Origin of the sequence: Stenotrophomonas sp. Ste96, assembly GCF_024519495.1 — a bacterium.
In the GTDB taxonomy this organism is placed as follows: Bacteria; Pseudomonadota; Gammaproteobacteria; order Xanthomonadales; family Xanthomonadaceae; genus Stenotrophomonas; species Stenotrophomonas bentonitica_A.
On record NZ_JALJRX010000010.1, the window covers coordinates 36,474 to 56,091 of the forward strand.

At 67.8% G+C, this 19,618-nt stretch carries 16 protein-coding genes; 5 read left to right on the plus strand and 11 right to left on the minus strand.

The genetic code is table 11. From position 1 onward, the window contains the following. Nucleotides 1-12: 12 nt before the first annotated feature. The gene (gene fusA / locus OC373_RS17520) at nucleotides 13-2,061 is read right to left on the minus strand and encodes an elongation factor G (protein ID WP_261998197.1); all 2,049 of its coding nucleotides are present in this window, start codon (nucleotides 2,059-2,061) and stop codon (nucleotides 13-15) included. 568 nt (nucleotides 2,062-2,629) lie between these two features. On the opposite strand from fusA, the gene OC373_RS17525 reads away from it, so the two are divergent. Further along, on the plus strand, nucleotides 2,630-4,828 hold the full coding sequence (locus OC373_RS17525; protein WP_083279949.1) for a TonB-dependent siderophore receptor: 2,199 nt from the start codon (nucleotides 2,630-2,632) through the stop codon (nucleotides 4,826-4,828). Nucleotides 4,829-4,908: 80 nt separating this feature from the next. Here OC373_RS17525 and OC373_RS17530 read toward each other — a convergent pair whose 3' ends face one another. The 7 genes from OC373_RS17530 to OC373_RS17560 all read right to left on the minus strand — a co-directional run bounded on the left by OC373_RS17530 (nucleotide 4,909) and on the right by OC373_RS17560 (nucleotide 11,851). Next, entirely contained in the window at nucleotides 4,909-5,676 is a 768-nt protein-coding gene (locus OC373_RS17530) for a heme ABC transporter ATP-binding protein (RefSeq protein WP_046272435.1), read from the minus strand. Next, nucleotides 5,673-6,716, minus strand: coding sequence for an iron ABC transporter permease (locus OC373_RS17535; protein WP_070427368.1), 1,044 nt, complete (start codon nucleotides 6,714-6,716; stop codon nucleotides 5,673-5,675). Before OC373_RS17535 ends, OC373_RS17530 begins: the two co-directional genes overlap by 4 nt. Before the next feature lie 11 nt (nucleotides 6,717-6,727). Beyond that, nucleotides 6,728-7,762 carry an ABC transporter substrate-binding protein gene (locus tag OC373_RS17540; RefSeq protein WP_070427367.1) on the minus strand — a complete coding sequence of 345 codons (1,035 nt, stop codon included), beginning with the start codon at nucleotides 7,760-7,762 and terminating at the stop codon, nucleotides 6,728-6,730. A 69-nt stretch (nucleotides 7,763-7,831) separates the two neighbouring features. Continuing rightward, nucleotides 7,832-9,214: an ATP-binding protein gene (locus OC373_RS17545; RefSeq protein WP_046272436.1), complete on the minus strand. Its 1,383-nt coding sequence runs from the start codon at nucleotides 9,212-9,214 to the stop codon at nucleotides 7,832-7,834. A 121-nt stretch (nucleotides 9,215-9,335) separates the two neighbouring features. Then, nucleotides 9,336-10,343 carry an alpha/beta hydrolase-fold protein gene (locus tag OC373_RS17550; protein ID WP_261998198.1) on the minus strand — a complete coding sequence of 336 codons (1,008 nt, stop codon included), beginning with the start codon at nucleotides 10,341-10,343 and terminating at the stop codon, nucleotides 9,336-9,338. 109 nt (nucleotides 10,344-10,452) lie between these two features. After that, nucleotides 10,453-11,205, minus strand: a complete 753-nt coding sequence (locus OC373_RS17555) for a hypothetical protein (RefSeq protein WP_261998199.1) — start codon at nucleotides 11,203-11,205, stop codon at nucleotides 10,453-10,455. An 85-nt stretch (nucleotides 11,206-11,290) separates the two neighbouring features. After that, nucleotides 11,291-11,851: a TetR/AcrR family transcriptional regulator gene (locus OC373_RS17560; RefSeq protein ID WP_237393533.1), complete on the minus strand. Its 561-nt coding sequence runs from the start codon at nucleotides 11,849-11,851 to the stop codon at nucleotides 11,291-11,293. A gap of 119 nt (nucleotides 11,852-11,970) precedes the next feature. Between OC373_RS17560 and OC373_RS17565 the strand changes: the two genes are divergently transcribed. Both OC373_RS17565 and OC373_RS17570 read left to right on the plus strand, forming a co-directional pair. After that, nucleotides 11,971-12,573: an NAD(P)H-dependent oxidoreductase gene (locus tag OC373_RS17565; protein WP_070427364.1), complete on the plus strand. Its 603-nt coding sequence runs from the start codon at nucleotides 11,971-11,973 to the stop codon at nucleotides 12,571-12,573. A 207-nt stretch (nucleotides 12,574-12,780) separates the two neighbouring features. Then, nucleotides 12,781-14,943, plus strand: coding sequence for a glycoside hydrolase (locus tag OC373_RS17570; protein WP_261998200.1), 2,163 nt, complete (start codon nucleotides 12,781-12,783; stop codon nucleotides 14,941-14,943). Between the two features lie 87 nt (nucleotides 14,944-15,030). On the opposite strand, the gene OC373_RS17575 is transcribed toward OC373_RS17570, so the two are convergent. Both OC373_RS17575 and OC373_RS17580 read right to left on the minus strand, forming a co-directional pair. Continuing rightward, entirely contained in the window at nucleotides 15,031-16,476 is a 1,446-nt protein-coding gene (locus OC373_RS17575) for an amidohydrolase family protein (protein ID WP_261998201.1), read from the minus strand. 111 nt (nucleotides 16,477-16,587) lie between these two features. Further along, nucleotides 16,588-17,193, minus strand: coding sequence for a glutathione S-transferase family protein (locus OC373_RS17580; protein WP_026070032.1), 606 nt, complete (start codon nucleotides 17,191-17,193; stop codon nucleotides 16,588-16,590). Between the two features lie 114 nt (nucleotides 17,194-17,307). On the opposite strand from OC373_RS17580, the gene OC373_RS17585 reads away from it, so the two are divergent. Together OC373_RS17585 and OC373_RS17590 are read left to right on the plus strand one after the other, a co-directional pair. Then, nucleotides 17,308-18,303: a YafY family protein gene (locus tag OC373_RS17585; protein ID WP_070427360.1), complete on the plus strand. Its 996-nt coding sequence runs from the start codon at nucleotides 17,308-17,310 to the stop codon at nucleotides 18,301-18,303. 51 nt (nucleotides 18,304-18,354) lie between these two features. Beyond that, nucleotides 18,355-19,257, plus strand: coding sequence for a LysR substrate-binding domain-containing protein (locus OC373_RS17590; RefSeq protein ID WP_070427601.1), 903 nt, complete (start codon nucleotides 18,355-18,357; stop codon nucleotides 19,255-19,257). A 75-nt stretch (nucleotides 19,258-19,332) separates the two neighbouring features. Here the strand turns inward: OC373_RS17590 and OC373_RS17595 are convergent, their stop codons facing one another. Beyond that, nucleotides 19,333-19,605: a hypothetical protein gene (locus tag OC373_RS17595; protein WP_019184750.1), complete on the minus strand. Its 273-nt coding sequence runs from the start codon at nucleotides 19,603-19,605 to the stop codon at nucleotides 19,333-19,335. Nucleotides 19,606-19,618: the final 13 nt, after the last annotated feature.

The following is a 19,618-nucleotide window of genomic DNA, read 5'->3' on the forward strand; positions in this document are numbered from 1 at the left end:
CCGCTTTGGCCGTCAGGCCGTCTGCGCCGCTTCATACCCGTTCAAGCGCATGTCGCTGGACGCGCGCCCCTGGGTCAGCGAGCGCAGCGACGTGGTATAGCCACCAAGCCGCGCCAGCGGGGCATAACCCAGCACCTCGGCCTGCCCATCCTGGTCCTCGATCGAGGCCACCCGCCCACTGCGGCGGTTGAGGTCGCCAACCACATCGCCGACGTTGCCCGACGGTGCACGGATGGCGATCTCCATCACCGGTTCCAGCAGCTGCGTGCCCGCCTGGGCCAGCGCCGCTTTCACCGCTTCACTGCCGGCGCGATGGAAGGCCATGTCCGAGGAGTCCTTGACGTGGGTCTGTCCGTCCACCAGCGTCACCTCGACACCGACCACCGGATGCCCCAGCGGACCTTCGCCCAGTGCGGCACGCACGCCCTTCTCCACCGCATTGACGAAGCCACGCGGAATCGCGCCGCCCACGGTGCGATCGACGAAGGTCACCTCGCCATCCTCGCGCGGGGTGAGGTCGATCAACACCTGGGCGAACTGGCCCTGGCCACCGGTCTGCTTGGCGACCTTGCCTTCCACCCGCTGCACGGCGCGCTTCGGCGTTTCCTGGTAGGCCACGCGCGGCTCGCCGGTGCGGATGTTGACGCCCCACTCCGTGCGCAGGCGCTCGACCATGACCTCCAGATGCAGTTCGCCCATGCCCCAGATCAGGGTTTCACCGCTGTCCGCATCGGTCTCGACGCGGAACGACGGATCCTCCTGCGCCAGGCTGGCCAGGCCTTGGCTGATGCGGATCAGGTCGGACGCCTTTTCCGCGGTCAACCGCCACGCCAGCACGGCCTGCTGCGCCTGGATCGTATCGAGCAGCAGCGGGCGCGAGGGCGCACTCAGCGTTTCACCGCTGACCGCATCCTTCCAGCCCAGCACCGCCACGATGTCACCGGCCACGGCCTGCTTGATGTCGTGGGTCTGGTCGGCCTGCACCCGCACCAGGCGGCTGACGCGTCGCCCGTGTACGTGCTGCGAGCTGGCCAGTGCGTCGCCCACCTTCAGCGTGCCCGAGTACACCCGCACGAAGCTCAGCGCACCGTGGTTCTGGTGCGTGATCTTGAACAGCAGCGCCGCGAGCGGGCCATCCGGGTCGGGCGGCAGCCGCACGTCGGTGCCGTTCTCCGTGGCGACCACCGCTGGCCGATCCACTGGCGAAGGCAGATAGTCGACCACCGCATCCAGCAGCGTCTCCACGCCCTTGCTCTTGAACGCCGAGCCTGCCAGTACCGGCACGCCCGCACCCGCCAGCGCGCCGCGACGGATCGCCGCGCGCAGTTGTGCGTTGTCGATCGCCTCGCCTTCCAGCCAGGCCTGTGCCAGCACGTCATCGGCATCGGCCACGGCTTCGATCAGGGCCTCGCGCTGCGGCAGCCACTGGGCAGCCTCATCGGCCGTCCAGGCGTGACGCAAGGCGCCGCCCTTGTCGTCCCACTGCACGGTGCTGCGGTCAACCAGGTCCACCCAGCCGCTGAACTGGCTTTCGGTGCCGATCGGTACGCCCAGCGCCCACGGGGTGGCGCGCAGCTTCTCGCGCAGCTGCGTGAGCACGCGCTCGAAGGAGGCACCGGTGCGGTCCATCTTGTTGACGAAGGCGATCAGCGGCACCCCGTGGCGACGCGCCTGGCGCCAGACCGATTCGGACTGGGGCTGCACGCCGTCCACGGCGGAGAACACCGCCACCGCGCCGTCGAGCACGCGCAGGGAACGTTCCACTTCGATCGCGAAATCGATATGGCCCGGGGTGTCGATCAGGGTCAGGTGATGGATCGGCTCATCGCGTGGCGCCCAATGCGCCTGCACGGCGGCTGCGCCGATGGTGATGCCGCGCTCGCGCTCGATCGCCGAAAAATCGGTGGTCGCCGCGCCGTCGTGGACTTCGCCGACGCGATGGATCTCGCCGGTTTTCCACAGCAGGCGTTCGGTGAGCGTGGTCTTGCCGGCGTCGATGTGGGCAATGATGCCGAGGTTGCGCCGGAGGGAAAGGGTCTGGTGCGGGGTATGGGTGTTCATGGAATGGGTCTCGCTGCCAACATCAAGGAGCCGCACGCCGCCGTTGGCTAACGGGCGTGCGGCCAGGTTTGGGGCTCGGCGATCTGGTGCATGGCACGTTCTCCTTCAAACAGTTCTGGTACGTGGAAACGAAAAGAGCGCCCGGTGGGCGCTCTGCTTGGGGTCCAGGGTGGCCGGTATTCCGGTCAGCAGCCTCGCACTCCGATTGGCAGACGCGCCCGTACCGCGTAAACGCGGGTCAGGGTAAAAAACGTCAGAAGCGGCATCGAAGTCATGGGGTCACCTGGGGTGTAGCCGGCATTGTAGACCTCTGATGGGCCGCCACAAGCCCTCATTGGATGCATCGGCGCAACAATGAAGTCCACTTGGTCCACATGCCTGCCATGGATAGGACGGCAATGGTTGCCGCCCATTCGAACATGCGAATGTGTCGCAATTGCGTATGCGGCGCAAATCCTTAAAATGGCGGCTTATGCGTCGCTTCGGCGACGCCCGCGAGGCCGGCACTGCCGATGAGGCATCGAGCCGGCGCCCGCGCCCCTTCCTCCGCGTTGTCGAGTTGTTGCCCATGTCCTGCTCTCTGCCCCTGAATCCGCGCCGGTTGCGCCCCAACCTGCTGGCCCTGGCCTGCGTGGCCGCCGCCCTCGTCCCCGCCGCGCACGCCCAGACCGCCACCGATCTGGATGCCGTACGCGTCAACGCCTATCGCGCCGCCAACAGCACCAGCGGCGCGACCAAGACCAGTACCGCCCTGGCGGAAACGCCGCAATCGGTATCAGTGATCGAGCGCGCCGAGCTCGACGCCCGCGGCGTGCAGTCGCTCAACGATGCGATGCGCTACGTCGCTGGCGTCAGCCTGGAAAGCTCGGGCATCGACAACCGCGTGGACGACTTCCGCATCCGCGGCTTCGATGCCGGCAGCTGGTCCAACAACGTCACCCTGGACGGGATGCGCGCGCCGCAGGGCAGCCAGTGGAACCGCAGCATGTTCGACAGCTGGAATCTGGAACGCGTGGAAGTACTCAAGGGTCCGTCCGCCGTGATGTATGGCCAGGTGGCCCCCGGCGGCATGGTCAACCAGGTCAGCAAGACGCCGATGCCGGACCAGGCGCAGCAGCTGCGCCTGGGCGTGGATGCGAATGGCCAGTACAGCGCCGCCTTCGACGTCGGTGCCGGCACCGCGGGCGAGGATCACCTGTTCCGCCTGGTCGGCCTGTATCGCGACGGCCAGACCCAGATCAAGCGCACCGAACAGCAGCACTGGTTCCTCGCCCCCAGCTACACCTGGCAGCTTGCCGAACGTACCCGCCTGACCCTGCTGGGCATGTACCAGAAGGACGATGGCGGCTCGACCTACCAGTTCCTGCCGGCTGCCGGCACGCTCAACCCGACGGCGTCGGGCTACATGAAGAACAGCACCTTCATTGGCGAGCCGGACTGGAATACCTTCGACCGCACCCTGTGGACCGCCGGCTGGATGTTCGAGCACCAGTTCAACGACCACCTCACGCTGACCCAGAGCGCGCGGCGCACCCATGTCGATTCGCTGTTCCGCAGCGTGGTCACCTTCGGCGCACTCAACGCCGATGGCCGCACCCAGAACCGTCGCGGCGTGATGGGCACCGGCGACTCCGATGGCGACACCTTCGACACCCGCCTGCAGGCCCGTTTCAGTACCGGCGCGGTGGATCACACCGTACTGCTCGGTTGGGACTGGCAACGTGCGGACTGGGAGGGCGTGCGTAGTGCCATGAGCAGCCCGCGCCCGATCGACATCTTCAATCCGGTCTATTCGACCTACCGGCCGACAGTGACCACGGAAACCCCGACCGCCGGCATCAACCGGCAGAGCGGCGTGTATCTGCAGGACCAGCTGGCGCTCGGCAACTGGCGCATGACCCTGGGCGGCCGCTACGACTGGACCAAGGACGACAGCAGCAGCGCCAACCGCAATATCGCCACCGGCATCTCCACGCCGGGCGGGCGCAATGTGATCAAGAACGAGGCCTTCACCGGTCGCGCGGGCGTGCTGTACGTATTCGAGAACGGGCTGACCCCGTATGTGAGCTACGCCGAATCGTTCCAGCCCTCGACCAAGTCGCCGTTGGACAGCTTCACCCAGACCGCGTTCGAGCCGGTGACCGGTTCGCAGTGGGAGGCGGGGTTGAAGTACCAGCCCGCCTCGGTGGACGGCCTGGTGACGCTGTCGCTGTACGACCTGCGCCAGCAGAACATGATCGTGGACGATCCGGTGGCGTCGCATCGCAACTGCGGCGCCACGGGCACGGCGACCTGCTCAATCCAGGGCGACGAAGGACGGGTGCGCGGCATCGAACTGGAAGGCCGGATCACCCCGATCGAGGGCTTCAGCCTGATCGGCGCCGCCTCGCGGATGGACTCGGAGATGACCCGCTCGGCGCCTTACAAGGGCAAGGAACTGGCGATGGTGCCCGATTACAGTGCCTCGTTCTGGGCGGACTACACCTTCCAGGCCGGTGCACTGCAGGGCCTGAGCCTGGCGGCGGGCGCGCGCTACAACGGCGTGAGCTACGGCGACAGCGCCAACCTGTACCGGATTCCGTCCTACACCCTGTTCGATGCGGCGATCCGCTATGACGTGGGCCAGATCGGTGGCACCCAGGTGCAGCTGGCACTCAATGCCAGCAATCTGTCCGACAAGCGTTTCGTGTCGACCTGCACCGGCGTGTCGTCGTGCTACTACGGCAGCGGCCGCACCGTGATGGCAACCGCGCGCTTCGGCTGGTAACCGACCCTCCCGACAACGGTAGTGCCGGCCGCTGGCCGGCACCCGTCATACCTTCAACGCGCCGGGAGAAATACCCGGCGCTAGGGATCGGTCACCACGACCAGCGGGACATCACGCTGCGGGTGACGCAGCACCAGCACCGGTTGCTGGTAGACCCGCTCGATATGCTCACGGGTCAGCACCTCGGTCGGTGTGCCATCGGCCGCCACGCGGCCCTGTTCCAGCAGCACGATCCGGTCGGCATAGGCGGCGGCCAGATTCAGATCATGCAGCACCACGATCACGCAGGCGCCGGCATCGGCCAGTTCACGGACCGCGCGCAGCGTGCGTTCCTGATGGCGCAGATCCAGTGCGGCGGTGGGTTCGTCCAGCAGCAGCACCGGCGTGTCCTGGGTCAGCACGCGGGCGAAGGTCGTGCGCGCCGCCTCGCCACCGGACAGATGCTCTACCTCCCGCTCGATCAATGCATGCAGGTCCGCACGCGCCAGCGCGTCGGCGATGCAGGCTGCGTCTTTCACCGGATCCGGCGGATGCGGCAGGCGGCCCATCGCGACCACTTCGTGCACACGGAACGCAAAACGGACCGCATGCTCCTGCGGCATCACCGCGCGCTCGCGGGCCAGCGCTTTGGCCTTCCACGCGGCCAACGGCTGCCCCTGCAGCAGCACCTCACCCTGCTCGGCCGCCAGATCACCTGCGGCCACCGCCAGCAGCGTCGATTTGCCCGCACCGTTGGGACCGACCAGTGCCGTCACCGAGCCGGGCAGGAAGTCCAGCGTGATGTCATCCAGGATGCGCCGGGCACCGCGGCTGAGCTGCACCGACCGCAGCTGCAACAGCGCGCTCATGAACCGCTCCGGTGACGCTGGCGCATCACCAGCCACAGGAAGAACGGCGCGCCGAGCGCGGCCGAGAACAGCCCCAGCGGAATCTCCGACGGCGGATCCAGCGTGCGCGCGGCGGTATCGGCGACCACGATCAGCAGGGCACCGGCCACGGCCGAGACCGGCAGCAGCCAGCGATGGCCCGGACCGACCAGCAGACGTACCACGTGCGGCACGACCAGGCCCACGAAACCAATCGAGCCGGCGAAGGCGACCGCAGCGCCCACCAACAATGCACTGAAGGCAATCAGCTTGAGCCGGGTGCGTTTTACATCCAGGCCCAGGTGCTGGGCCTGGCGCTCACCGAGGGCGAGCATGTCCAGTGGCGTCGCTAGGCGCAACAAGGCGATCGTGCCGAGCACGAAGACCGGCGCCACTGCGATCACATCCATCCAGTCGGCCTGGGCCAGCGAGCCCATCTGCCAGAACACCAGCGACTGCAGTTCGCTCTCGCTGGCGATATAGGTCAGGAAGCCGATCACGGCCGAGCAGAACGCGGCGATCGCGATGCCGACCAGCAGCAAGGTCGCCGTGCCGCTGCCCTGCCCCGGCCGTGCCAGCAGGTAGGTCAGCGTGATCGCGCCACCGGCACCGGCAAACGCCGCCAGCGGCAACGTCCACGCGCCGAACGCACCGGCACCCAGCACGATGGCCGAGACCGCACCCAGGGCGGCGCCCTGGGTCACGCCGACAATGCCGGGGTCGGCCAGCGGATTACCGAACAGGCCCTGCAGGCTCGCACCGGCCATCGCCAGTGCGGCGCCCACCATCGCGCCCAGCAAGGCACGCGGAATCCGCAGCTGCCACACCACGGCCAGATCGCGGGTGCTGACGCTGGCCGGATCGACCAGCCCCAGCTTCACCCCGATCGCCTGCAGCACCTCCATCGGTGGGAGCCGCAACGGACCCACCGCGAAGGATGCGATCACCGCAATCAGCAGACCGACCGCGGCCCATATCAGCACCGTCGCGCCACGGCGACGCGCAGGACTCGACACCACCATGCCTTACGCCCTCACGGGCGCGGCACCGTGGCGAAGGCGGCCGCCAGCGCGACCGCGCCACTGCCGGAAGCGACGCTGGCCGATTTCAGTTCCACATCCGGCATCACCCACACGCGGTTGGCCGCACCGGCCGGCGTCTGGCGCAGCGTCGGATACGCGCGCCACAGACCCGCCTGGCCACCGAACAGGGCCAGATCGTTCTCGGTCACCAGGATCACGTCGGGCGCTGCCGCCACCACGCCTTCATTGCTCAATGCGGAATAGTTGGCCACGCCGGCTTCATCGCCGATGTTGATGCCACCGGCCAGCGTGATCAGCTTGCCCGAGGCGCTGTCCGAGCCGGCCACCGTCGGCGCCCCGCCGGCACCGGTCGCGGAAACATGGATCACGCGCGGATGCCACGCCAGCGCGGCACCACTCGCTTTGGCCGCATCCAGCTGAGACTGCACCTTCGAGGCCAGCGCTTCACCCTGCTCGGCCATGCCCACCGCCGCGGCGACCTTGCGCACCTTGTCGGCCGCTGGCTGCAGATCGTCGACGATCACCGCCGCCTCGCCCGCGCCACGCAGCTTGGCGGCGAGATCGGAATGGCGACGCAGGCTGTTGCCCAGGAACAGGGTGCCCTGCAGGCTCAACACGCCTTCCACGCCGGTGGTGCGGTTGAACAGGAATTGTTTGGGGGCCTTGCGGCCGGACTCGGTGGCCGAGCGCAGCGGCGCGGCGTACACCTGATCATCCAGGCCAAGGGCTTCGAGCACGGCGATGATGTCATCCCCACCGGCGATGATCTTCGAGGTATCGGTCACCGTCGTGGCCACGCCATCGTCGGAGGTGACCTGCGCCGGCAACTGCTGGGTGGCGCCCTCGATGTCCGGCACGTCCACGCCCACCACGCGCTGCCAACCCTCCGGCAGTGCTTCGGCGGACTGCGCGACGGGTGTCGCAGCGGTGTCGGTGGCAGGGGCGGCGGGCTCTTTCGAGCAACCGGCGATCACCGCGACCAGGGACAGGGCCAGCAGGCTGCGGCGGACATCATTGGACTTCATGGCAGTTCCTCTTCAATCAGAACGGCGGGGCTGTCCGCCCCGCCGTCAAAGCAACGCAGTGCGCTGAACTCAGTTCGCGCGGGTGCTGATGCGGGTGATGCGGTCGCCCTTGGGGTCCTGGGCATCACGCGACTTGTTGACGGCAAACACGTTGCCCTTGCCATCCTCACGCACATGGTTCGGGAAGGTGCCGCCATCCAGGTTGCCGACCACCTTGCCGTTGCCATCGACCACCGTCACCGTGCCGGCGCCGCGATTGGTCACGTAGGCCAGCTTGGAGACGGGCTCGAAGGCCACGTTCAGCGCACCCGCGCCGACCGGCACGTCGTGCAGCACCTTGCCGCTGGCGACATCGACGATCAACAGGTTGTCGGTGCCCTGCGAGGCCACGTACAGGCGACCCGCCGCGGCATCATAGGCAACGCCGGAGGCGCTGATCGAGTTGCCCAGATCGATCACCTTCTCCACCTTGCCGGTGGTGGTGTCGATCACTGCCGCTTCGGGCGTGCCGATGCTGACGGTGAACAGCTTGCCGGACGCTTCATCCAGCACCAGGCTCATCGGGACGAACTTCTTGTCGTCCACGCCCGAGGCCAGGGTGATCGGCTCCAGCGGCTGCAGGGTACGGGCATCGAACACCGAGAGATGATCTTCACCGGCGGCCGAAGCGAACACCTTGCCATGACGTCCATCGACCACGATGTCGCGGGCATGCGGTACGGCGCCGACATCGAACTGGCGCACCAGCGACAGATCCTTCTGGCGATACACGGCCACGGTGTCCTGGCGGGTGTTGGTGACCCACACGTTGCCGTTGGCATCATCCACGCCCACGCCATACACCGCGAACACCGCACCGCCCTTGCCACCCGGAACTTCAGCCGGGGTGATCCTGGCGGTGACCTTCAGGCTCTTCGGGTCCAGCTTGAGCAGCTGCGACTGGGTCACCGGCGGGCGACCGACGGCGGCAGTGACGAACACCGCGTTGCTGGCCGCGCTGTACGCGGACTGATACAGCCCCTGGACCAGCTTGGCCGAGGTCTGGTTGAAGTTCTGCTGGCCGCTCAGCGGCAGGTTCGGCGAAACGCGCAGCGACAACACCGTCGCCGCGGACGGCTGGCTGGCACGCACGATCACCGGCTGCTGGCCGGGCACGGCATCGGAGGGAATCGCTACCTTGCCCTTGAAGTTGCCCTCGGCATCGACCACGTACGGGGTGGCATTGAGCACCGTCTCGCCACGCAGCAGGGTGACCTGCTGGCCCGGCACGAACTGACGGCCGATCACCTCGGCATCGCTGCCCGGCACCACGTTCTGGCCGCGGCTGACCACTTCGCCGCGGAAGCCGTTGGCCGGGGCATCGAAGACAGGCTGGGCGAACAGCGACGGGCTGGCCAGGGACAGCGCGAGTGCCAGGGTAGCGACACGCGGGAGGGATTTCAGGGTGTACATCAGCAGACTCCTTCTGTTGGGGGCGCGCCGGTTGGCGCGTTGTCACAGTGCTTGCCTTGGCGTGGCCGCGGTCCGTTGCGGCGGTGGCACAAGGCCACGGAACTGCCTGGGTATCGAAAAATCAGGGCGCCGGCGCGGGCGTGCCGCTGCGATCGGCGATGCCGTACAGCTGGCTCAGCGTGGCCTTGAGCGAGGCCGGCAGCATCGGCCCATGGCCAAGGCCGGGGAACTCGCGGTACTGCACCGTCAGACCGGGCACTTTCGCCAACCGGCTCGCCAGCTGCTGCGCGGCATCCGGGGTCGCGCCGCCGATGCGGCGCAGGTGCGCGACCACGCGCGGATTGGTCATGTCGCGCACACCGCGGTTGCCGGTGCGCTCGTCACCGCCGAGCATCACCGTCACCTGCGCCGGCTGGCTCTGGTTGTTGGCGATGAACTGGCGTTCCATGTCGCCCAGCGGTGCGCCCTGGCTCCACCACAGTGACGGGCTGGCCGACACGTAATGCTGGAAGGCGGCCGGCCGGGTATACAGCGTACTGACCACGAACAGACCGCCGAGCGAGTGGCCCCACAGCGACTGCCGCTGCAGATCGATGCTCGCGCGGCGCTGCACTTCCGGCTTGATCCGGCGTTCGATCAGATCCAGAAACGCATATGCACCGCCACCGCTGGACTGCGACGTGCCGTTCTCATCGTCGGCGGTGTCGATCCATGCGGTGTAATCGCGGGTACGGGCGGGCGAATCGATGCGCAGGTCGTTGTCGTAACCGATGAATACCAGCACCGGCGCGGCGTGCGCGGCCAGGTCGGCCAACATGGCCTGGTCCAGCACCATCGCCGCGGCATTGCCATCCAGCATGTACAGCACCGGAGCGGGCGTAGCGGTCGCCTTGGCCGGGACACCGATGTTCACGCGCCAGCGGCGGGCCTTGTCGGGGCTGTCCAGCACGAAATGTTCAAAGCGATAGCTCTGCGCCGGCTGGTCCAGCACCGTCTCGCCAACCTTCTGTTCGGGATTGCGCTGCTGCGCCGCCGCGGGCGACAACGCGGCCATGCCGATGGCGGTGGCCACGCCCAGCGTGCGCAGCCACGGCGATACGGAAGAGATCAGGGAGGAAGAAACGATCATGACAACCCGAAGCGAGAGACAGTGCTATCCCGCCAGTGTAACTCAAATGAGAATGGGTATCACTGACGTTGCGCTGAGCGCCCTGCCATCGCGCTCGCCATGCACGGGCTCAGCGCGCGCAATCGCCCGACGCCTTGCGTGCCGCACCCACCGTCGCACCGCCCTTGCCGGGGACGGACATCCAGCCCTTCAGCGGGAAAGTGTCCGGCAGCGACGCTGCCATCGGCGCCGAGCCGATCACCAGCTCCCGCCAGGTACCCACCGGCTCCAGCTCGGCCAGCCGCGCGGCCTGGTCGTCATCGGTACTGATTACGTCATCCGCCCCGGAGGGCGCCTTGGCGGTCGTCCCGGTCTTGGTGGCCCTGACCCGCAGTTCGCCACTGGTCGCACTGGTCACCGCCACCGCGTAGTGCTCCTTGCCATAGGCCCACGGCGTTTCGTGCTGCACGGTAGCGGTCTGTCCTGGGGCAGGCAGTGCCAGCGCATCGCCCGCGGCCGCCTGCACCATCGCCATGCCGCCCATCACCGCCATGTACATCCCGTACGCACGCATCTGCTTCTCTTCCTGCGTCTTCGCCTCGGGCGCGCCTGGCCAGTTCGCCTCCAGATTGAAATGCGCCTTGCCGTTGCACAGCGTCAGCACCACCGGCGTGCCCTCGCCTTCGCCCAGGCTGATCAGGCTGTCGCCGTTGCGGAACTGCTGCACATGGGCCAGCAATGACGCACCGCTCGGCGGCACCTGGTTCACCTCGATACGCGACGCCGCCTTGAGACGCTCGTTCATCGAGATCGTCGTGGCAGCAGCGGGCAGCGCTGCGCCGATCGCGGCAGCAAGTACAAGCACAGGCAGGAAAACGCGCATGGGATCCAATCCAAGAGGGCGGGACATCATACGCGTCCGTCCATCGCTCACTCGCACGCCCATGGCCCTGCACCGCGCAAAACGCTCAGCTACGCGTCACCATCGCGGTGATCGTCGCCGCCAGCTCCTGCACGGCCTGCTGCGCGGTGATATCGCCCGTGGTGGCGGCATAGGAGAGCCCTTCGGCCGCGCCCAGCATGCCCCACAATCCCGCCTGGGCCAGCACGCCCGAGGGTGCGAACGGTGACAGCAGCGCGCGGCACTGCTCGAGAAACACGACGTCGTACTCGCGCTTGATCCGTGCCAGTTCGGGCGAACCGGCCAACGCCGCGATCACGCCGGGAATCTCACGCCCCTGCTTCATCACGCAGGCGACGTAGGCATCGGCAATGACCTGCGCCTTCTCGGCGAGCGTCGGACCGCTGTCTGCAAAGCGCGCTTCCATCACCACGCCCTGGCGCGCATCGAAATCCTGGTACAGCGCCGCGAGCAGACCGGCCCGCGTACCGAAATGGTCATACACCACCGGCTTGGTCACCCCGGCCTGCTCGGCCAGCCGCCCCAGGGTCAGCGCGTCGGTGCCTTCCTCGCGCACCAGCCGCCACGCTTCCTCCAGCAACTGGCGCAGGCGATCGTCGCGGGTCATGCGGCGGCGAGGCGCCACCGGAACGGCAGAGTCGAGCGGGCTTGACATCGCTATATACCAATCGTAACTTACAGTTCGTAACTTACCGAAAGTATACAACCTCCTCCCCTTGGACGCCCATGCACACCCTGATCGTCACCTCCCACCCCCATCCCGACGCCCTGACCCAGGCCGTCGCCCGCCGCATCGCGGACGGCCTATCCACCGCCCGCGGCGCGACCGTGGAACTGGCCGACCTCCATGCCGAGGGCTTCGACCCCCGCTACACCCGGCACGACCTAAACGGCCACCACCGCCTGAGCGCGTTCCCGGCCGATGTACTGGCCGAACAGGCCCGCCTGGACCGCGCCGACGCACTCGTGCTGGTGTTTCCCGTTTACTGGTGGAGCATGCCGGCGCTGATGAAGGGCTGGATCGACCGCGTCTTCACGGGCGGCTGGGCCTATGACGACAGCAGCGGCCAGGGCGTGCTCAAGAAACTGGGGCACCTGTCCGTCCATCTGGTCGGCCTGGGGGGCGCCGATGCGCGCACCTGGCACAAGCGCGGCTACACCGAGGCTATGAAGACCCAGATCGACACCGGCATCTTCGATTACTGCGGCGCGCCGGTGCTCTCGTCCACCCTGCTGCTGGAGACCGACACCGGTGATGCTCAGGCCCACCTGCACAGTGCGTTCGCGCTGGGCGAGCGGATCGCAACGGCAGCGACGGCAGCGCGGTGAGCGGTGAGCGGTGAGCAGTGAGCGGAGAAGAGAGCACGCGATGCGACGAGGCTGAAGTACCGACACGAGCATGATGCGCCGCACGCTTCATGAATCGCGACAGCACCCCGCGCATCAACTGTGACGTGCAGCAGGCGCCGGCGACCGCCGGCGCTTTACTCTCCGGCAACCGCCTCGCCCCGCACGCCACCTTCGCCCGGACCCTGCATGAAGTACTTCCTTGTTCTGTTGCTGTTGCTGCCCACAACGCAAAGCCACGCCCTGACCTTGACCAACCCGGCGTGGCGCGTCGAGATCGATCCTGCAACGCTGGCGGTGACCGCCACCCAGGCCGACGGCACCACTACCCGCATCTCTTCGGCGGGCGGCGCCGGCACGGTGTCGGCGCTGAAGCAGACCGCCGCTACCGGTCGATGGCGATGGGGCGATGCAACGCAGGTACGGGCCGAGCTGGTCGGCGATACGCTGCAGATGCACTTCAACCGGACCACCGAGGGCAGCGTGCACTGGCCGCGACTGCCCGCCGGTCCGCACGCCCTGCTGCTGCCGTTGCACGAGGGCTACTACCTTCCCGCCGATGACACCGTCTGGCGGGATGAACTGCTTGATGCCTACGGCGAGATCAACACCACCGAAGACCTTACCCTCCCCGTGATCGGCCTGGCGTGGCCGGATCGCGTGCTGTCAATCCTGTTCGCGACACCGTTCAACAACACCGTTCACTTCAGCGCCGATGGGCCAGGCGTCGCGGTCGCCGCCGAGCACCATTTCAATGCGCTCAACGTGTCTGAGCCGTATACCGTCATCGTCAGCCTGGATGCGCCGGATTGGCTGGCGCCGGCCAAACGCTACCGGGCGTGGCTGCAGGCGCAGGGCGGCTTCGTGCCGCTGAAGGACAAACTCGCCGCGTTGCCGGACGGTGAGAAGCTGATCGGTGCCAGCCACCTGTATCTGTGGGGTGACCGCCTGCTGGTGGAACAGGACGTGCGCGACTGGGCGACGCTGAAGGCGCTGCTGCCACGCGCGTGGATCCAGAAGGATGACGAGGCGTTGGAGGCGTTGGCGGCCGCACACAGCGGCCCCTATGTGCAACAGGTGTTGGTGGCCGCGATCAATGCCGCGCTGGCGGAACAGTTTCCCGGTGACACCGCCCAGGCCATGCAGCAGCGCCGGCACCAGCTGGATGCCACCCTGGGCACGGCGCTGCAGCCCGAGGCGTTGCGGGGCGACAGCGCGTCGCCGCGGATGATCCGCGCCCTGCAGGCCGCGGGCCTGCCGCGGCTGTGGCTGGGACTGCCGGACTGGACGGCGGGCTGGGCGAGCCCGGGCGGCGTGGAAGCAGGCGTACAAGCGGGCTACCTGGTGGCGCCGTACGATTCCTATGACACCGCCCTGCCCGACGGCAACGACAATCCGTCCTGGCTGTCAGCCCAGCTTGGGCAGGACGCGTTCGAGCGCTGCGGAATCATGAAACCCGATGGCCAGCGGATCAAAGGGTTCCAGGGCAGCGGGGTGTATACCAACGCAGCCTGTATCCGGCCATTGATGGAACGTCGGGTGCGGGACCTGCGCGCCACCACGCCCTACAACAGCTGGTTCCTGGATGTCGCAGCGACCGGCATGCTGTTCGATGACAGCGACCCGGCCAAGCCCACCCCGCAGGCGCAGGATGCGGCCAACCGCAACGCGGCCCTCGCCTGGCTGGCCGACACCCAGGCACTGGTGGTCGGCTCGGAAGTCGGCTCGGCCGTGGTCAACCGGCATATCGTCTTCGCGCACGGCGCGCAGACCGCCGGGTTTGGCTGGCGCGACCCGCAGATGCGCCGCGAGCGCGACTCGCCGTACTACCTCGGGGCATGGGCGCCGGAGCACCAGCCGGCCTTCTTCTTCAAGCAGAGCCGGCTCAAGCCCCGCTACCAGCAGCTCTACTTCAACCCGGCCCGTCGCCTGCCCTTGCTGCAGGCAGCCTTCCACGACAGCGTGGTCAGCACCCATCACTGGACCCTGGACAGCCTCAAGTTCCGCGAGAGCCGCAGCACCACCGAGCTGCTGCAGCAGCTGTACAACGTACCGCCCCTGCTCAACCTCAGCGTGGCGACCGCCCCGTCACGGATCGCCTACCTGCGCCAACTGGACGCGTTCTTCCGTCCCGTGCATGAGCACTTGTTCGACCAGGCGCTGACCGACTTCCGCTGGCGCGATGCCGCCGGGCAGGTGCAGCAGACCACATTTGCCGATGGCAGCGTGATCGTGGCGAATTTCTCCGATCAACCACGACAGGTGGATGGCCGTCCGCTTCCGGCGCGCAGCGCCACCGCCCACCTGGCCGACGGCCGTACGCTGGAGTTCATTTCGCCGGCGGGGCCGTAGGCCGGCACGCCACCCGAGCTGTACGCCCGCGGACCCGTATCCCCCGGACCCGGGCGCGCCCACTGCTCCGGTGAGCGCGCCAAGGCGTCACTCCTTCGCCGCTTCCGCCTTCCACGCAGCGACCTTCGCCCTGGTCTGCGTCAACAGCGCATCCAGCGCCGTGCGGTCATAGCCCTGGCCGCGCAGCACGACGTACTGGATGCCGCGCGTGGCCTCGATATCCTCCAGCGGATTGCGCTCCAGCAACACCAGGTCGGCCGCCTTGCCGGGCGCGACCGCACCGTAACGATCCAGGGTGCCGAACCAGGCCGGGCCCGCGCGCGTGGCCGCGGACAGGGCCTGCGCCGGGGTCAGCCCTTCCTTGACGAACAGCGACAGCTCGTCATGCAGGCCGATACCGGGATAGTTGAACGAGTTGAGGAAGCCCGCATCGGTACCGGCCATGATCGTCACGCCGGCCTGCTGCAGCATCGGCAGCACCGCGGCGACCTGGTGGTACTCGCGATGGCGGGCGTCGATCTGTGCCGGGGTCGCCTTCGCCGCGCGCTCGACGCGCCAGGCGTAGGTGGCCTGCAACTTCGGGCCGATGTAGGCCAGGTAGGGATCGTTGCGATGGTCGTCCTGGTCCAGGAAGTCCAGGATGCGCCCGCCATTGAGGGTCGGCGTCACGAACACGCCCTTGGCCGCGAAACCGCGATAGGCGGCCATGGCGGTGTCACGGTCGAAGCCCGCATCCAAGCGCGCGTTGGCCTGCGCGCGATCGATGCGCTTGGCGCCGAAGTCCGCGGCGATCGCGGCCTCATCCTTGACGCCTGCCTTGTAGGCGTAGTCCAGGTGTTCGATCGAGCTGATGCCCGCATCAACCGCCTGCTGCACGGTCAGTGCCATCGGAATATGCCCGGATGCACGCAGACCGTTGGCGCGTGCACCGCGCACGGCCGCCAGGAACAGTTCCGGGGTCAGGGTGCTGTCGGTAATTTTGACGAAGTCGACGCGGTCGCGCTTCAAGCGCACGAACGCCGCATCCAGGTCGGCCTGCGAGCCGACTTCGATGGTGCCCTTCCAGACCGGCTTGATGCCTTCGATCTTGGCGCCCGAGGTGAACAGCTGCGGGCCGGCCAACCGGCCGCTGGCGATCTCGCCGCGCCACTGCAGCACCTGGTCGGGCAGATCGCCGGAGGCGTCGCGGATGCTGGTGATGCCATGGGCGATGTACAGCGGCAGCAGCGCCTTGTTCTCCTCAATGAGCTCCGGGCCGCCCCCGAAATGCACGTGCATGTCCCACAGGCCCGGGATCAGATAGCGCCCCTTGCCGTTGACCTCCTCGCGGGCCTTCCACGCCTTGCGCATCGCACGATCACTGCCCATCGCCACGATGTCCTGGCCGCGTACCACGACGGTCTGGTCCGGCACGGTGGAGGCATGCTCCACATCGACCACGGTCGCATGCCGGATCATCAGGTCGGCCTGCTCGGCCGCGAATGCAGAAGGGGCCAGTGCAAGCAGCACCGGAAGGGCAAGACGCAGGGACATGGGCAGTGCACCGCAAAATGGAGAACCGGGCCACCTTACGGTCGGGCCCGGTCCATTCACCAGTTAAATTTTGGAATGCGCGTCATGCGCATTCCAGATGAGCATGCTGCTTCACATCTCGCCCTGCATCGCCGGCCGTGCCTGCAGCTGTGCCAGCCACGCCGCCACGGCCGGGTGCGCGTCCACGGCGGCGCCCACGAAGGTCCCGTAGCCGACCACCTTGCCCACCACGAGATCTACCAGCGAGTAGGCCTCACCCAGCATCCAGGGCTGCTGCGACAGGCGCGCCTCCAGCACGTCCAGCAATTCATTGGCCGCGCGGATGCCAGCTGCGGCATGGTCGGCATGGCGCAGCGCATCGTCCGTGGTGGCCAGCCACACGCGCCCGATCACCGCGCCATAGGTGACATATGCCCAGGTGCACCACGACATCGCCTCCAGCCGCGCCGGTGTGCCGTCCTGCGGCCAGAGCCCCTTGGCCACGCCGTAGTGCTCGCCCAGCCACAGGTGGATCGCCAGGGCTTCGAACATCGGCGTGCCATCCACCACCAGGCACGGCACCTTGCCGTTGGGATTGATGGCCAGGTAGTCGGCCGTGCGCTGCTCGCCGGCGCGGATGTCGATCCTGACCCGCTCATGAGGGACGGCCAGTTCGGCCAGGGCGCAGGCGATCGGGGTCGCGCTGGACATCGGGTGCCAATAGAAGACGAGGGACATCTGGAACTCCTTGAGGGTGGTCAGGGGTGCGACCGAAGCGGTCCTGCACCGTGGCCCCAAGGCTAGCCACCCTTGCGGACAGAACCCGCCCGCAATGGCTGCTACGCTTTCCTGATGCTGACCGCCTCCGCCCGCCTGCTGAGCCTGCTGTCCCTGCTGCAATCGCGCCCGCATTGGGGCGGCGGCATGCTGGCCGAGCGCATGGGCATCCACCCACGCACGCTCCGCCGCGACATCGACCGGCTGCGCCAGCTGGGCTACCCCATCCACGCCAGCACCGGTGTCGCCGGAGGGTACGCGTTCCGTCCGGGCCGGGCCCTGCCACCACTGCTGCTGGACGACGATGAAGCACTGGCCGCCGCGATCGCGCTGCGCACCGCGGTGACCGGCACCATCAGCGGGATCGAGCAGACCGCGATCACTGCGCTGGTCAAGATTGAACAGGCGATGCCACCGCGCCTGCGGCCCCGGCTGGAGGCACTGCGCTCAGCGATCCTGCCCACCGATCAGATCGGACCGTTGGTCGATGCCGGTCGGCTGACCGCCCTGGCCGCTGCCTGCCGCGACCAACTGCAACTGGCCTTCGAGTACATCGACCGCACAGGTCAGCCGAGTTCTCGCCAGGTGGAGCCACAAGGCGTGGTGCACACTGATCGGCGCTGGTATCTGGTTGCCTGGGACCCCGCACGCGACGACTGGCGCACCTTCCGCATCGACCGGATCACCAGTACGCCCGTGGTGGGCGCGCATTTCGCGCCCCGCGCCGGGCCCGGCGACGGCGACCTGCGCCAGTGGGTGGCCCGCTCGCTCTCGCTCGGGCAGTACCCCGATGAGGCGCGGATCATCCTGCACGCACCTCTGGCTACCCTGCGCCAGCGCATCCCTGCGTCGGCCGGGGTACTCGAGGGTGTGGATGACCAGCGCTGCCTGCTGCGCTGTGGCGCCAACCCGATGGGCTCGGTGATCTATTGGCTGCTGGCCATGGACCTGGAGTTCGAGGTGCTGGGGCCACCCGCACTGATCGACCGGCTACGCGCCGCTGGCGAGCGGGTGGCGCGCAGCCTGACCCCAGGCGTCGCCGACGCCGTGCCGACGCCCGCGGACGTGTAGCCACCGGGCATGGCCATGGCGGCCGCGGTCATTGCGCTTCACAATGGCGCCATGACTGCCAGTGAAAAACCGAATCGGGCCCTGTTCGACCTGGACCTGTTGCGCGCCATGGTGATGGTGGCCGATTGCGCCAGCTTTACCACGGCGGCCGCCCGCCTGCATTCCACCCAATCCACCATCAGCCAGAAGATCCGCCGGCTGGAGGAAATGGCCGGCCATCCGCTGCTGGTGCGCGGCAACCGTGATGTGCATCCCACCGATGCCGGCGAGATCGTCCTGGGTCACGCGCGCCAACTGCTGGCGCTCAACGATCAGCTGCTGGAGGCCCTGGCCGGTACCACGGTGGCCGTCACCGTGCGGCTGGGCGTACCGGAGGACTTTGTCAGCGCCGCGACCACCCAGCTGCTCGGCGCCTTCAACCGCGAACATCCCCAGGTGAAGCTGGAGGTCACCAGCGGCCTCAGCCGCGATCTGGCCCACGGCTACGATCATGGCGAACTCGACCTGATCCTGGTCAAGCAGCGCCGCAACAGCCGCGCCGCGGTGGCCTGCTGGCCCGAGACCATGGTCTGGATCGACAGTGCCCGCAATGGCTGCATCGGCCTGGATCCGGTGCCCCTGGTCACCTTTCCGCCGCGCGGACTCTACCGCGATGACATCATCGACGCGATCGAAGCGCTCGGGCGCCGCTGGCGGATCAGCTTCACCAGTTCCAGTCTGAGCGGGATCCAGGGCGCGGTGGCCGATGGCATGGGCATCAGCCTGCTGCCGGCGCGTGCCTTGAGCCGCGAGCACACCGTGCTGGGCGCCGAACAAGGCCTGCCACCGATCGATACGTTCGAGATCGCCCTGCTCCATCGCGCCACTGCCGACCCGCTGGTCAAGATGCTGGCGATGCGCCTTGGCGAACTCCTCAACCACGAGCGCGCCCGAAAGAACGTCACGCCGGCCTGAGCACGCAGTCGATCCGGATCACGCACCAGTGGATCGACCACGACGTCAGGCTGTATCGCCAGTGGCAGGCTGTCCTTACTTGAGCTGCAGCGGGTAGCGCTGCCAGAGCACGTGCACCAGGAACCCGGTCAGTTCCGGGTCCTTGCTGGTGATCGACGCGCGGATCTTGTCCAGCAGCACCATGTCGCTGCAGTTGCGCACATCGGCGTGGCCAGCCTGGCCGGCGCGGCGGGCCCGGTAGCGGGCGGCGCGCTGTGCATCGGTCATCGCGTAGCCGAAGGTGGGCGGACGGCCGCGCTTGCGCGGCAGCGTCAGTTCCAGTGTTCCGGGGTCTTGTTCATCGCGCATGACGGACGAGGAT